At 49.3% G+C, this 14,632-nt stretch carries 6 protein-coding genes; all 6 read right to left on the reverse strand.

Features of this window, described 5'->3' with window-relative positions; all coding sequences use genetic code 11:
- Positions 1 to 116: 116 nt before the first annotated feature.
- The 6 genes from QFZ77_RS27635 to addB all read right to left on the reverse strand — a co-directional run bounded on the left by QFZ77_RS27635 (position 117) and on the right by addB (position 14,553).
- Positions 117 to 1,214, reverse strand: coding sequence for a chymotrypsin family serine protease (locus QFZ77_RS27635; protein WP_307444369.1), 1,098 nt, complete (start codon positions 1,212 to 1,214; stop codon positions 117 to 119).
- 175 nt (positions 1,215 to 1,389) lie between these two features.
- The gene (locus tag QFZ77_RS27640; protein WP_307444372.1) at positions 1,390 to 1,869 is read right to left on the reverse strand and encodes an NUDIX hydrolase; all 480 of its coding nucleotides are present in this window, start codon (positions 1,867 to 1,869) and stop codon (positions 1,390 to 1,392) included.
- A 45-nt stretch (positions 1,870 to 1,914) separates the two neighbouring features.
- Complete coding sequence (locus QFZ77_RS27645) at positions 1,915 to 5,400, reverse strand: AAA family ATPase (protein WP_307444374.1); 3,486 nt, start codon at positions 5,398 to 5,400, stop codon at positions 1,915 to 1,917.
- Between the two features lie 414 nt (positions 5,401 to 5,814).
- Positions 5,815 to 6,993 carry an exonuclease SbcCD subunit D gene (locus tag QFZ77_RS27650; RefSeq protein ID WP_307444376.1) on the reverse strand — a complete coding sequence of 393 codons (1,179 nt, stop codon included), beginning with the start codon at positions 6,991 to 6,993 and terminating at the stop codon, positions 5,815 to 5,817.
- 52 nt (positions 6,994 to 7,045) lie between these two features.
- On the reverse strand, positions 7,046 to 10,999 hold the full coding sequence (addA, locus tag QFZ77_RS27655; protein ID WP_307444380.1) for a helicase-exonuclease AddAB subunit AddA: 3,954 nt from the start codon (positions 10,997 to 10,999) through the stop codon (positions 7,046 to 7,048).
- Between the two features lie 23 nt (positions 11,000 to 11,022).
- A complete protein-coding gene (gene addB, locus QFZ77_RS27660; RefSeq protein WP_307444382.1) occupies positions 11,023 to 14,553 on the reverse strand; it encodes a helicase-exonuclease AddAB subunit AddB in 3,531 nt (1,176 codons plus the stop codon).
- Positions 14,554 to 14,632: the final 79 nt, after the last annotated feature.

Raw genomic sequence — 14,632 nt, forward strand, 5'->3', positions numbered from 1 at the left:
ATGTCCATAACTAATACGTTTCGGATGGAATAAAGTAGCATTTTGTCGAAAAATAAATAAAAAACAAAAAAACCAATGCGTCTTAATTCATTGGTTTTTGGATGAAATGACAGTATTTACTTAGAGGACTTAACTAGTACAGCGCGAGTGCGTTTACGCTGTTCATCTGTTAATCGCTGAACGTAAGCATGGTTGCCTCGTGGTGCTATCCCTTTAATCGCGCCGGCTTTGAAAGTTCCACCAGGGGCCGGAATGGCAATGCGTAACCCATACGTGGACATAACGATACCAATTGGATTACTAATCGAACGTCGGCCATCCGCTGTACCCGCGAAATTAAGCGCCGCTGCAAAGCGATCCGTTGCGCGGAGCCATACAGAACCGGAATCACCAGGGAGCGAAACAGCGCCCGTATTCCCACGAATAACCGATTGATTTCGGAACAATAATGTCCCTAAAGTTCCTCCATAGGAAACACGCACATCCACATTATTGGACTCTACTGTTCCTCTGACAAACCCGGTTGTACGACCCGATTTAAACACTTGTAGACCGACAGGATAGCTTAACAAGTGACCAGGAACTGTAACCAGCTGCCCTGTTGCACTGACTAAGTATCTCGGATTCAATAAGCTATTTGAAAACGGCAGTGCAATCGCTGAATCTTGGAAATTGACTTCACCTGGGCGCAATCTGACGAATTGAAAGGCTCTCCCTATGGTATTACCCGCAAGCGCTGCATCTGCCGGGCCTGGTTGTACGGTTGCAGAGAAGGCAGTGGAGTTGTTTTTAATGAGAACATGGTTGTTGCTCAGAATGTAAAGCTGGTTATTTCTGATTACAATCACACCTGCCGTTCCTGTGGAAAACGGATCTGGTTTACCAATGCTTACACCGCCTGGCACAGGACGAATTCTACCGCGAAACAATGTTGGCCGGATGGCTTTCGGTTTTGAAGATGAGACATTCGTTTTAAACATCCCAGAAGGCACAAAACGAACGGGAACAGCCGTGCCTGCTTTGGCAACCACTCCTTTGAGGCTGCTCAGACTGGAGGGGACGACTTTTTGATGCGTGTAGACAACAACGCCTGCTCCAAGTGCTGGTTTACTCGGATCAGCATAGCCAACACCAACAGCCATAACCTCCGCTCTTTTTAGTAAAACGGGTGAAATTCTGTTTTTATGTTTTAGAGCCTCATTAAATGTAGCCATTCACATTCTCCTCTTCCCTAAAGATGTTGCAGTGTATGCCAACTTGTACGAATCGGCTTGATGACTTCACCTAAAGATGATTTGGGGGATGTAAAAAAGGCTAACGACGGTTGGAGCGTCGTTAGCCTTGGATAGGGATATTAATTTGAGAATAAATTGTTAAAGTCTCAGTGGCTTATTGTTCAATTGTCACTTCATGCTTTATAAGCTCTGAAGACAATAGAACATAAAAATCTCTCTTAATAAATTCGGGGTACACCTCAATTTGATTTAATTCATCAAATGAAAACCACCTAAAAATCAATCTGCCACCATCTTCAATCCCATTAAATTCAGATTCCTTATTCATTATTTCGTTATTCTCTGGTAGTGAGATCAGATAATAAAATCCAAGTTCATGAAAGTTTTTACCAACTTCTGTAAAAACTAATTCGTGAACATAACTCAGACGTTCCACATGTGCTAAGACACCCAGTTCCTCTTGTATTTCCCTCACGATTCCATCATTAGTTGATTCATTAAATTCCACACGTCCTCCAGGCAAAACCCAGTAATCATGTTCTGGGGTTGTATGTAGGAGGATCTTGTTGTTATGGATAGCAATCCCTGCAACTCTAAAATTAAACTTATTATTTTGTCTTTCGAAAGTTAACAAATGTTCACCTTCCTCCGTAAATTCTGAGCAGTATGCAAGTAGAAACTACAGTTCCTCAACTACAATGCGGCTCCCGCGCCCAGATGGCTCTGCTGGGAGGACGATTAATTTACGAGCTAGACGAGCACGGAGCTCTGGAACGTGGGAAATGACGCCAACCGCTAGACTGTCCATATGAAGCTTCTCAAGCGCACCGATGACCATGTCCAGCAGCTCTTGGTCGAGCGTACCGAAGCCCTCATCGAGGAAGAAGAATTCCAGCGGATATTCCCCCTTCAGCTGAATCTGTGCCGAAAGCGCGAGCGCTAACGCCAGCGAGGTAAGGAATGTTTCACCGCCCGACAGCGTGCTTACCGGCCGCTTCACCCCTCCGTTGGCATCATCACGGATGACGAAGCCTCCGCCAGAGTCGACCTCAATCGCATAGCGTCGACGCGTCAATTCACTAAGCCGCTCCGAAGCAGCGCGGCTAACTTGCATGAGCTGCTCTTCGGCGAGGTATTCGACGAAGGCATTGGCCTTAAGCACGGCTTGCAACTTGCCAAGCCGCTCCAGCTGCGTCGCTTGTTCGGCACGACGCGCCTCAAGCTCGCACCACCGCGCATGCCGCGTAGCCAACTCGTTCGCGCCCTGCGCCGCCTTGGCCCGCGTCTCGAGCGCGGCCTCAGCGGCCGCTTTCGCGGCGCTCAGCTGCGCCTGCGACTGCGCCCACTCGTCCGCGCTCAGCACGCGGCCCTGCAGCTTCGCTGCCAGCTGCGCCAGCTGGGCGCGCAGCGCCTGCTCGCGCTCGCGGTGCTCCGCCGCGAGCTGCGCCCACTGGCGGCGCTGCTCGGGCGCCAGCGCCGCGGCTTCTGCGGCTTCGCGCGACGCGAAGCCGTTATCCGCGAGCGCGCCGTGCAGCGCGCGCTCGGTCTGCGCCAGCTGCCGCGCGGCGGCGGCAGCGGCTTCGGCGGCGGCGCTGAAGCGCTGCGCCGCCAGGAGCTGCTCGCGCTGCGCAGCAGCGTGCGCGAGCTTGGTCTGCTGCGCGAGCTGCCGCAGCTGCTCTAGCGCGGAGGTCGCCTCCGCGATGAGCTGCGGCACAGCCGCGCCGGGCGCGCGCAAAGCGAGCTGCCGCGACTTGTCGGCGGCGAGCTGCGCCAGGCCCTGCAGCCGCTCATGCAGCTGCAGCGCGGTACGGTCCTGCTCCAGTGCAGCGCGCTGGAGCTCGTCGATCTTCCCGTTTAGCTCGTCCAGAAACGGGATGCTCTTCTCAATTCGGACGCGGAGTTCCTCGGCTAATCGCTCATTGGCAAGGAGCAGTTCAAGCTGCTGATCCACAGCTATCCAAGAAAGCTCCGCATAACGCTCCTGCCAACCTTTTAACTGCTCAGCTAATGTTGTTGTTATTGAAGTTAACCTGATATCCGCTTCCGATAACAAGCTCGCAGCCGCCTGCAGCTGAGCACCTGCTTGCACGAATTGTTGTGCAAGAAGTGCATGTTCTTTCTGCAGACTTTGGAAAGAATGTTCAAGTTCTTCAGACTGGGAAATACAGGAAGATAGGCTTGTCTCCATAACTTTCCATTCCTTACGTAAAGCCTCAAAACTAACATCTTCATGATGCGCCCCAAAAATGGCATAAGCTCCTACTTCTATCCCAGCAGCAGCCTCACCCCATGCCATAGGGGACTGTTCACTGGTTACTTCACCATGTCCCTGTCCGATTAAAGTTGGAACAGTCAAATCAACCGCTTGCTGATAGACGGTTCCCAATCTGCGCAGCAACTGCTGCCCCGTGAATTGACGCTCTTTTGCAAGCTGAAGCAGCTCTTCTACTTGTCCAAGCAGTTCTTCATTTGCCTCCAGATCATAGGCAGTTTCAGCTGGTACTTCGCTATGCTGCTTTAACGGATGCTCTGTCGCACCACATACAGGACAGTGATCCCCATCTACAAGCTCACTGGCAAGAACTGCCGCCAAAATATGACGCTCTTGCATTTTCCAGCTCAGCTTCTGTCTCTCTTTGTAAGCTTGTAAAGCAGGAACGAACTTAGTAAATGCTGCACTTTGCAAGTTAACCTCTATACCCGTTTCCTGCAACTCCTTCAGCCATCCTGACAATTTAACTTGATAGGCTTGCTGCTTGGCTGCCAATTGCAATTGACTTTGTTCCACTACCGAGTAAGCGCCAGCTTTTTCTTCTCTGGCCTTCTTCGCTTCAAGCTCTTGGGCTTGGAGTAGTTCAATTACCTTCTTTTCTTGAGATGCAGATTGTAATAGCTGTCGGGATACAGAGTTGGTTTCAACCAACTTCAGTTGATCTTTAAGCTCGGTTTGTTTAAGGATTGCTCTTTGTTTTGTTTCTATGTTTTTACTCACTTCAGCCTGTAAATTCGTTAAAGTCGCCTTGACTTTAGCTTCTTGATTCTGAGTGGACTGGATTTGAACTTGCACTTGTTCAAGCTCCTGTTGAATGACAAGTGCTTGCTGCAGTTGATCCAACCGCAATAAAAGCGGCCCTTCCTGTAAAGCCAGCTCTTGCTGCGCATGTTCAAATTTGTGAACAGCTTGCTGATAAGTTGTTTCCGCTGTTAGTTGGGAAGCTGCTGCAATCTCAAGCTGCGTTTCCCCTGTCAACACATCTTTGGATGCCAAAGCATGCTGCTCCAGATAGGGTCTCACCTTTTCGGCCTGCTCTGCTTTTTGAAGAAGCAGCTCTTTCTCGAGGATTAACGCCTCTTGTTCCTGCTGCTTTTGCTTTTCTTGTTCCAGCGCTTCTTTCTCATTCTGCCACTGAAACACCTGCTTATGCTCGTCATAAGACTTCTCCTGCTGTTCCAAATGAAGACGACTTCGAACCGCTTCTTGTTCTGCTTCCAGAAGTCTGGCATTGGCCTCTTCTAGCGCTCTCTCTGAAGCATCACCAAGCCCCTGCTGCTCTGCAGCAAGCTGCTTAACTGTGCTGTCCGTTTCTTTCACTTTGGAACTAACCTTCGCGCTCAATTGGTCCCCATACTGTTCAAGGTGAAATAGCCTCTGCAGCATTTGCCTACGATCCTTGCCGGTCAACGTCAGAAATTCTGCGAATTTCCCTTGCGGGAGCACAACAGCTCTCGTAAAGTCCTGCATAGACAGACCCAGAATATGCTGTACCTGCTGATTCACCTCACCCGCTTTATCCGCAAGAACGATGGTCTCGGTCCCTTTGATATGTAAAAGCCGAGTAATGGTCCCGTTAATGGACATCTCCGCTCCCCGCTTGAATTGCCGCTCGACACGATAACGTTCAGTGCCAGCCGCATTCGTCAGCTCAAACGTAAAAGAAACGAACAGCGTCTGCTCCGCATGATTCATAATCGCTTGGGTGCCTCCGCTTGCTCTTTCCACTTTGCCATATAACGATAACGTGATCGCATCCAGAATCGAAGATTTCCCACTGCCCGTTGGCCCAAATATGCCAAACACGCCCGCATCCACTAATTGGCTAAAATCGATCGTCTGCATTTCCCGATAACTCTGAAGTCCGGACATTTGCAACTGAATTGGACGCATGCCAAATCCTCCTTTCATAAAAACGCTAGAATCGCTTGTTATATGTTCCATCTGTTTTTTCTTCGTTAACATATTAATCTACTTAGGTTTTCGCAGTTATCCACAAGTACTTCTTGGGCATAAAACACTTCTTTTCCTGTAACTAAGCCGCAGCAACTAATTCAACTGAAAGCAATTCATCAAATTTGTCTTAAATCATTCACTCCGGTAAAAAAACTGCAAAAACTACATCAAATTCTTCTAAACTGAAGCTATTTGAGTAAATTTGACGATATTAACTACACTTTTTGCATTAAAACTCACATTTATAGTCATTTCGCGTGAAATAGATGCACTAAATGCAGTTCCTTTTTCCACGTCGTGGGAGAAAGAACTAGTGAGTGAGTAAGCTAGAGAGAGTTCGACTCCCCAAACCTACTCCCCCGCAGCACCCGCCAAATCCTTCTCCTGCAGCAGCTCCAAAAACAACCGAACCAATTCAGGTTCCGGCTGCGCACCACCTGTTTGACGCGAGTAGAAGCGCGTGAAATGCTCCTCCATCGACAGATCAGATCTGGATACCACGGCTCGGACTGCCTCCATCTCTGGGTAAATTGGCCGAATATGTATGAAGCCTTCGTATGCTTTACGCAGCGATTGAATCTGTTCGATTGACATGGCTTCTGTCATCGTGACTTCTAAATCAATCCAGGCTGAAGCATCGCGTTGTTCATCAAGCCATTGATGTACTTGCCCAATCCCTTCTTTGGCTTTCCAACTAACAAGCGGACGGCCCGAAGTCAGAAAAATCTCTTTAGGCTCGGCCACTTGTCCCGGAGCTAGATCGAGCACTGTGACCGACTTCGCTTGTCCGGCTTCCGAGAAGCTGTAGGCGATTGGAGAACCACAGTAACGGATGGGGGACGCTGCTTTCACATTTTGCGGTCTATGCAAATGGCCAAGCGCAACATATTGCGCTCCTGCCGTCAGAGCATTTGTATCCACCGTGTAGGCGCCTCCTACTTGGATTGGGCGCTCCGATTCCGTTTCATGACCGCCGAGTACGTACAAATGGCTCATGATCAAATTCACCGTACCGGCTTCAAAAGAAGCCGCTTGCTTACGAATAAGTGCACCCACACGTTCGGAATATTTACTGCGAAGTACTTCCTCCTCGGCAACATCCGAGAGAAGCTCCTTGAGTCGTGATTCAGACGGATACGGGAGCGCTATCAATCGTGCCAACTCACCTGTTCTAGCAATACCAATCGACTGAATGTCAGGGACCGGTAAGCCAATAATCGTGATCCCTTGTTTAGCCGCAAGCGGCCCTGATGCTGCAAGCCGATCCGGATGGTCATGGTTGCCGGAGATAATAGCCACTTGGCGCTTACCGCCGTCAGCCAACCTGGAAATGCCTTCATAGAAAAGCTGTTCAGCAGCAGCTGGAGGATTTACGCTATCATAGATGTCTCCTGCGATCAGAACCAAATCGATGGCTTGATCTTGAACAATCTGCACAAGCTCATCCATGAAAGCCGTCTGTTCCTCTAGCCGGCTGCGACCTTCGAGTGTTCGACCGAAGTGCCAATCGGCAGTGTGTAAAATTCGCATAACTCATCTCCTTCCTAGGCATTCTTTATACTCCGTTGCTATCTATCCCCTTTTACATCTCCAACAACTTCGCCCCATCAAAGAAATACAAGAACTTCCCATTTACAGGACGCTTCCAAATATGTTCCACGGCCCGGGTATACAGTGATATTTGCTTCTCATAACGAACCATTAGTTCCGCATCAGTGCTTCCCTTTACCGCATCCGTTTTATAATCAACCAACACGAGTCCTAGGTCGTCTTCGAATAAACAATCGATAACCCCTTGAATTAACACCGTCTCCCCTATCGTGGAGCGGTCGGTTCCAATGTAGACCTCATCCGCAGGCAGTCCGTAGCTAAATGGCACCTCACGCTGCACGTTCGCAGCTTGTACCATCCGTTTGCCAACTTCTGTTTCGAAAAACTTCAATACAACCGGAATATCTACAACATCACACTGCTCCTGCGTGAGCGTTTGTTTGTTCAGCATCTCCTCAAGAGTTGCCTGTATACTTGATTCCGTTGGCGATTCCTGCAAAGAAAGATTTTGCATAACAGCATGGACAACAGTTCCCTTTTCAGCTGCAGTTAGCTTTTTCTCTTCCATGAATCGAGGCCTGCGCCATACCGCAGTCTTTGGCTTCACCTCAGATTCATCCAAAACAGCAGTCTCAGCCCCAGATGGAAATTCCATTTCTCCTGCTATGCGATTACGCTCAGACAAACGCTTCATTTCCGACACAGTGGTCTTAGCAAAATGCTTAGGCGCATCCGGGTATTCGTATGTCCATGAAAGCCGATCCTCCAACCAATCCTTCCATCTGCCCACTGTAGGTACAGAAAGACTATGATGTACGGCTGATATTCGTTCTGCGTCTGGTAACACACTCTCAGCTTCTAATGTTTCTTCCAATTGCAAACTCTCAGGCTGGATAACCGTCAACTTCCACTGAGAAGGATCTTGAAGCAGACGAACGCCAGATGATGCCTCACTAATGCCGAGGCGCTCTCTCCAAAGAGCCGCATCTGGATGACGAAGCAGGGCAGGTCCGACCCAATCGAGATAGCTCCTCGCTTTCGCCAGTTCAAAGTCTGGCAAATACCAATCTGTCCTAGACAGATGACGCCCCCACCCACGCAGCAGCTTATCAAGTGATTTCACTGTGCCAAGTAAATACAGCTTTTCTCTCGCCCTTGTGAGAGCAACATACAAGACGCGCATTTCCTCTGCAAGCAGCTCTAGCTTCATTCTTCTTTTGATAGCTAAGGAAGGCAGTGTCGGATAGCTTATACGCAAATTCGTATCCACAAAACGCGGTCCAAAGCCAAGCTCTTTATGCAGTAAAAAAGCATCATTCAAATCACGTTGATTGAACATTTTGGCCATTCCTGCCACAAATACAACAGGGAACTCAAGCCCCTTACTTTTATGAATGGACATGATGCGAACTACATCTTCTTGTTCACCGAGCGCACGCGCTGTGCCTAAATCTCCGCCACTCTCTTTCATTCGTTCAATAAAACGCAGGAAGCGGAATAATCCACGTAGGGATGTACTTTCGTATTGTCGTGCACGATCGTATAACGCTCTTAAATTAGCTTGTCTTTGCAAGCCTCCTGGCAATCCGCCGGCGAAATCGTAATAGCCCGTTTGTCTATAGATGCTCCAAATTAAATCGGCAAGGGAGCCTTGTCTAGCATCATTCCGCCAATTTTCCAGAAGCCCAAGAAAATGGTTCAGCTTTTGTAAAAGAGCTTCATTATCATCTGACTCTGCACTTTTAACTACCTGTAAGATAGACTCGTAAAATGGCACTGATTTATCCGCGACCCTGATTTGCGCTAAATCCTCAGCGGTTAGCTGCACGACCGGTGAACGCAGTACGGCCGCCAATGGCACATCCTGATACGGATTGTCGATGACTTTCAACAAGGAAAGCATCACTTCTACTTCCGTTGCAGAAAAATATCCCGTGCTCAGTTCTGCATAGGCCGGTATGCCCTGTTTTTTGAGTTCATCAATGATGACAGGAGACCACGCCTGCGTTGCACGCAGCAAAATCACGATATCACGATAGGTCGCAGGACGATCGCCACCGGTTCTTTTATCAAAAACCTGAAAAGCTTCCTGTCCCCCAGCCCCCAGCAATCCTCGAATTTGGCGAGCAATCGTGCGTGCTTCCAGCTGCGCAGTTTCCAGTTCTTGCGCTTCTATTACGGGATCAGAGGCTCCTTCGGCCCCCTCTCCAAAAGCTTCTGACTCTTGATCATCGGTATCCTCAGTGAACAATTCACTTTTGTCTGACACTTCCGTCCCACGATCAACAATCAGCATTTCTACTGAGCAGTCAGAAGCTGATGGCGGATAACCCGCTCCGTATACAAGCTCTGCGCGCTCATCATAGGCGATTTCACCAACAGTTTCATTCATCATTTGTTTAAAAAGAAAATTAACTGCATCGACAACCTGTATACGACTGCGGAAATTACGCGCCAAATCGATTCTTCCACCTTCGGAAGACGTCTCTGGCGATTCATCCTTATTGGAACGGTACGCCTTATACTTCTCCAGGAAGAGACCTGGCTCAGCAAGACGGAACCGATATATACTCTGTTTCACGTCGCCTACCATAAACCGATTGCCAGGCTTCGTATTCGAGATTAGTTCAACAATAGCTTCCTGTACGCGGTTCGTATCCTGATATTCATCCAAAAGTACTTCCACGAATTGTCTGCGATAAGTCTGAGCAGCCTCGGATGGAATCAGATCCCCGGGGATTGAGCCCTCTGCGCTAAGAATTTGTAAACAATAGTGCTCTAAATCGGCAAAATCGATCAAACCCTTAGCTTGCTTGGCCTCTTGATACCGCTGTCCGAAATCAACAACCAGATCCACTAACGTGTGAAGCAAAGGAGCCATTTCGGCAATTTCCTGATGGAATTGTTCAGGTGTACGTCCGAACAGCTCTTCTTTCATTTTGTTAATTTGCTCTTTGGCTTTATTGCGCAGTTCTTTGACTTCCTCTTGCAGCTCTTTATCATAGTCATCGCCTTTGCACGCTTTGAGCTTGCCAAACTCGACCGTCTGGAAACCAAGATACAAGACGGACCACGGATAGGTGGTCGTTTCACGCAAATTATCTACGAGCAGCAAATCTTCTCGCAGATTGTCCAAATACGGGGCCGGACCGCCAGGCGATTCAGCGATTTGCTGCGCTTGCCGCAGCAGATCAGCGGCTCCTTCCAGCTCTAAAGACAGGTCGCGGATCAGACTCTGCTCCCAGATCGAATAGTCCACTGGCGCAGTCGCAGCGGCAACGTAAGGCAGCGCCTCCTGCATAACGGAGGCCGCCTCATCCGGCACGTCCTGCGGTACCTGCGGCGCCGGCGGTCCAAACATCGAAGCCGTCGCCCTGAGCCAGTACTCCGGCCACGGATGACTGCGCGACACATCATACAGCTTCTGAATAAGCTGCATGATCGCGTCGTCGTTGCGCTCGCCGCTGAACGAATCGACCAGCCGCCAGAAGGCGCTGTTCTCTCCGCTCACGGCGTAGTACTGCTCAAGCATTTCGCCTAACAGATCTTGGCGAAGCAGGTCAGCTTCCGTCTCGTTCGCTATACGGAAGCCCGGATCTAACCGAATAAGGCTGAAGTAACGTTGAACGACTTCCAGACAGAAGGAATGCAGCGTAGTAATCGATGCACGTCCCATCAGTGCGAGCTGCTTGCGCAAATGCTGCGAATGCGGCTGCTTCATCAACTCTTTTTCCAGTGCTTCACGAATGCGATGCTTCATCTCGGATGCCGCTGCCTTGGTAAACGTCGCAACCAGCAAGCGGTCAACATCAATCGGCTCCCACTCATTGGATATCCGGCGTATAATCCGCTCGACGAGCACGGCGGTTTTGCCTGAACCAGCAGCAGCGGCAACAAGCATATTTTGACCCTTGAGTGTAATCGCATCCCATTGATCATCCGTCCATGTACTGCCGGGAGGCTTAGGCTGTTGTTGTTTATTCACGTATGTTACGCTCCTTTCTGCCTTTAGGATTGGCTCACGTTTTGCTCCAGATCGGACCAGAGCTGATCTTTGCCCCGTTGTTTGAGCTGGTGAACCTCATTGCCTTCAAATAAGGGATCAAATTGACAAATCGATTTATACGAGCAATGCAGACAGGCTGTTTTTTTACCCAAACGGTACGGAGCAATATCCACATGTCCATCTGTGATACCCGTACCGATCTGTTTGACCTGTTTCCGCACATATTTACGAAGTGTATCCCACTGTTCATCCGTTGCTACCGAAGAGGTTGAATAGAAGCTTCCATCCTTTTTCAAGGCAACTGGGATAAGCTGTGAGTGACCGGCACTTTTCACCAGCTCATCGTCCATCATACCGGCTACTTCCGCATCAGCGGTGATTAGGCCTTTCATTTTATAACGTTTGCGCAGCTCCTTCTCCACTTCAGAGGGATCGAGGGCATTTTTTTGCTGGAGCATCGGATTGTGCACATGGAAATAAAGCACGCCTGCCGGCCTCGCTGCAATGCCCAGCCACTGCTCCGCGTGAGTAATAATGACGTCCAAATACGTCAGCATCTGCAGGGAAAGACCGTAATACACCTCAGATAACTGTAAGGAGGTTTGACTTGATTTATAGTCAATAACGCGCAAAAGAACGCCTTGCTCGCCATCCGCTCGATCCACACGGTCAATCCGACCGATAATTTCCATCGTGCAGCCATTATCCAACTCGAAGGTCAGTGACGGCAATTCTTTGCCAGGTCCAAAATCAATCTCCAGCCCCAGTGGCTGGAATTGTCCATGCTTGGCATGCTCACCGAGCACAACTGCTGCTCTGCCTACAACCTGCTTCAATTTTCTTGCTATGTAAGCATAACGGCTTGAACTTAACAGAATTTCTCCCTGGAGCCTTGGCGCTAGCTCATCCACGACTTGAGCGGAACGCTCCATGCATTGCTCAGCTGTAAGCGAACCCCAGTCGAGCTGATCCTGCTGGAGCTTTTGCACAAACTGATTTAGCGCTGCGTGGAACAATTGCCCAATGTCCGGAGCATCTAGTCGATAAACCCGTCTTTCCTGCAGTCTTAAACCATGGGACACGAAATGCGAGAAAGGACAAGCCACATACTTCTCCATTCTCGATACACTCGCACGTAAATTTTGCCCATATAGAAGCTTGCTGGTCTTCGAGCTGAGGCCATTCTCTTTATTCGTATATTGCAGTGCCTGAACTAACGATTGCAGCTTCATCTGCCACTCCGGCTGCTCGGCATACCAATTGTACGTTTCCCACCAAAGGTCAGCCATTCGTCCGCCTAACATCCAATGCTTCATGCGGACAGCCAAATAGGAGATAGCTTGAATAGGGTGTGAAATATATGCCGCCTGTTCGCCTTCGGGCGTTTCAGCTGCTGGTTCAGCAAGTAAAAGCGGGGCTTCTGTCCCCGGAAAAAGTTGACGCATCTGCTTGATTAGCTCCGAAGGCAGAAGTGATTTCCCTTCCTCATCGGCAAGCGGGTAGCTCATCCAAAGCCTTTTACCTGGCACAGTTAGCGACGTATACACAATAAACTGCTCGTCCAGGAGCTTGCGGCGACTGCCATCAGCCATTGGCAAGCCTGACTCTGTCAGTACACTTCTTTCCGCTTCCGTAAGGACGCCTTTTTCATCCATTTGAGCAGGGATAACCCCGTCGTTGACGCCCAGAATGTAAGCATATCGAATCCCGCTGGAACGTGTCCGATCCATACTTCCAATCAATAACTGATCCATCGAAGGCGGCACTAAGCCTAGCTTCATGCTCTCCATACCGGTCTCAATAAGTCCGTTAAAAAGCTCCAGACTCAGGTCGTCTTCCCCCATTGTCTCCACCAATTGATCCAGCATATCCATAACACTATCCCACATTTGGCTATGCTCTCGCGCTTTTTCTGGCTTCCCATCTTGGATCGCTTGCCCACTCCAGGACTCTAATTTCTCAGGAGCCTGTACAGTGACCAGAAGCTCATATAACGCTTCAACCTGATCTTTAACAGAGCTTGCTTGCTGTAAACGTTTCGAAAAAGCAAGAAGCGGTCTTACAACCCATGCTTTGCTCGTATTTAAGGATTGCAGCTCAGCCGTTTGCTCCTGTACACCTTCGTCCGCTTGTTCCAAATTAGCTCGGAATTTATAGGTCCATGGCTTACCGTCCGTCCATCTGTACCCTTGAATGCCGAAGGCAAGTACATAATTCTCTAATTTATCCAGCTCCGTCCGCTGAGAAGCTGCTTCCTTTGGCAGCAGCAGATCCGTTTTGACACACCGAAAAACGGCATCGTAATGCCAATTATGCTGCACAACTTCCAAGGCTGAGCGAATGAATTCAACGAGTGGATGATGAAGGACTGACCGCTTTTGGTCAAAAAAGTGAGGAATGTCATAATCGGTCAAAACCGCTTTTAACAAATCCTGATAGCCATCCATGTTCCGTACCATGACCGCTATTTCCCGCCATCGAACTCCTTGTTCACGAACCAGCAGCAGCATATCCCGCACGGCCCCCTCAACCTCAGCACGGCGATGGACAGCCTCCCTAATAACAAGCTGGTCGCTTAATTTCTCGGTTGGCGCAGGCTTATATTGCCCAGCACCGCCACCAATACGTCGATCGAAATTTCGCTCTAAATAGCCCAGAGCCGGACTATCTTCATAGCGCGGCGAAGTTTCAGGAGCCAAGAGATGAACTTCAGCTGCCGGTAAACCAAGCTTCCATATGAGTTCTTGCATCCGTACCATCGTCATCGCTGTAGGGTGAAACAAATCCAGCTCATCGGGCGTATCTCCGGCCTGCAGCTCACGATCAAGACAGAGTGTAACCGTCACCTGTTTGCACGCAGCGAAAAGCGCGCCAAGCACCGCAAACTCTTGCGGTGTGAAGCCGTGAAAACCATCAATCCATACCGATGCCGACCGCAAATACGCGGAGTTTGGAATTTGCTCTGCCAGCAGCGTTAAATAATCCTCGCCGTCCAAATACTGACGGGAAAGCTCAGATTCAAATTGCCGATAGACCAGCCCTATATCATGCATTTTATCACGCAGCAAACCACTCTCTCCGAGCGTAATGATACGTCTATTCTCGTGTTCTTCCAGCTGCTTAGCGGTTACACAATACCGTTTCATTTCCGTGAAAAGTTGATTCAGCCGGTCGACGAACCCCATTTGCTCCGCCGAATGACCGAATAGGTGAAGCTCATCTTTATATTTATGTAAAATGCTGGTTAACAGCAATTTCTTACCTGTATCATCAATGGGCAGCCTCGCTGTGCCGCCTTCTTCTTGCATGACACGCCATGCCAAACGGTGAAAACTTAACACCTGAGCGCGGATCATTCCACGAATGCTAGGATCAGAGACAAGCGCATGCTCCGCCTGAAACGTTGCTTGCTCAGGAACGAGTAAAATAAGCGGATGACCTTCCGGCTCTGCCGCCAAATGCTGCTTCATCTCTGTGAGGCAGCGTTCGCTTTTGCCACTTCCGGCTCTGCCGATTACGAATCGAATGGACATATACAGGGCCTCCTTAAAGCTTTCCTTGGAAAGCTTGCTTCGTAAGCATATACTTTGTTCTCATATCTCTCCTATTCTA

The sequence above is a fragment of the Paenibacillus sp. V4I3 genome, from assembly GCF_030817215.1.
Classification (GTDB): domain Bacteria; phylum Bacillota; class Bacilli; order Paenibacillales; family NBRC-103111; genus Paenibacillus_E.

Excerpts from the sequence above, each read along its gene's own strand:
- QFZ77_RS27650 (WP_307444376.1), bottom strand. The coding sequence starts at position 6,993 with ATGCGAATTTTACACACTGCCGATTGGCACTTCGGTCGAACACTCGAA.
- QFZ77_RS27645 (WP_307444374.1), bottom strand. The coding sequence starts at position 5,400 with ATGCGTCCAATTCAGTTGCAAATGTCCGGACTTCAGAGTTATCGGGAA.
- addB (WP_307444382.1), bottom strand. The coding sequence starts at position 14,553 with ATGTCCATTCGATTCGTAATCGGCAGAGCCGGAAGTGGCAAAAGCGAA.
- QFZ77_RS27635 (WP_307444369.1), bottom strand. The coding sequence starts at position 1,214 with ATGGCTACATTTAATGAGGCTCTAAAACATAAAAACAGAATTTCACCC.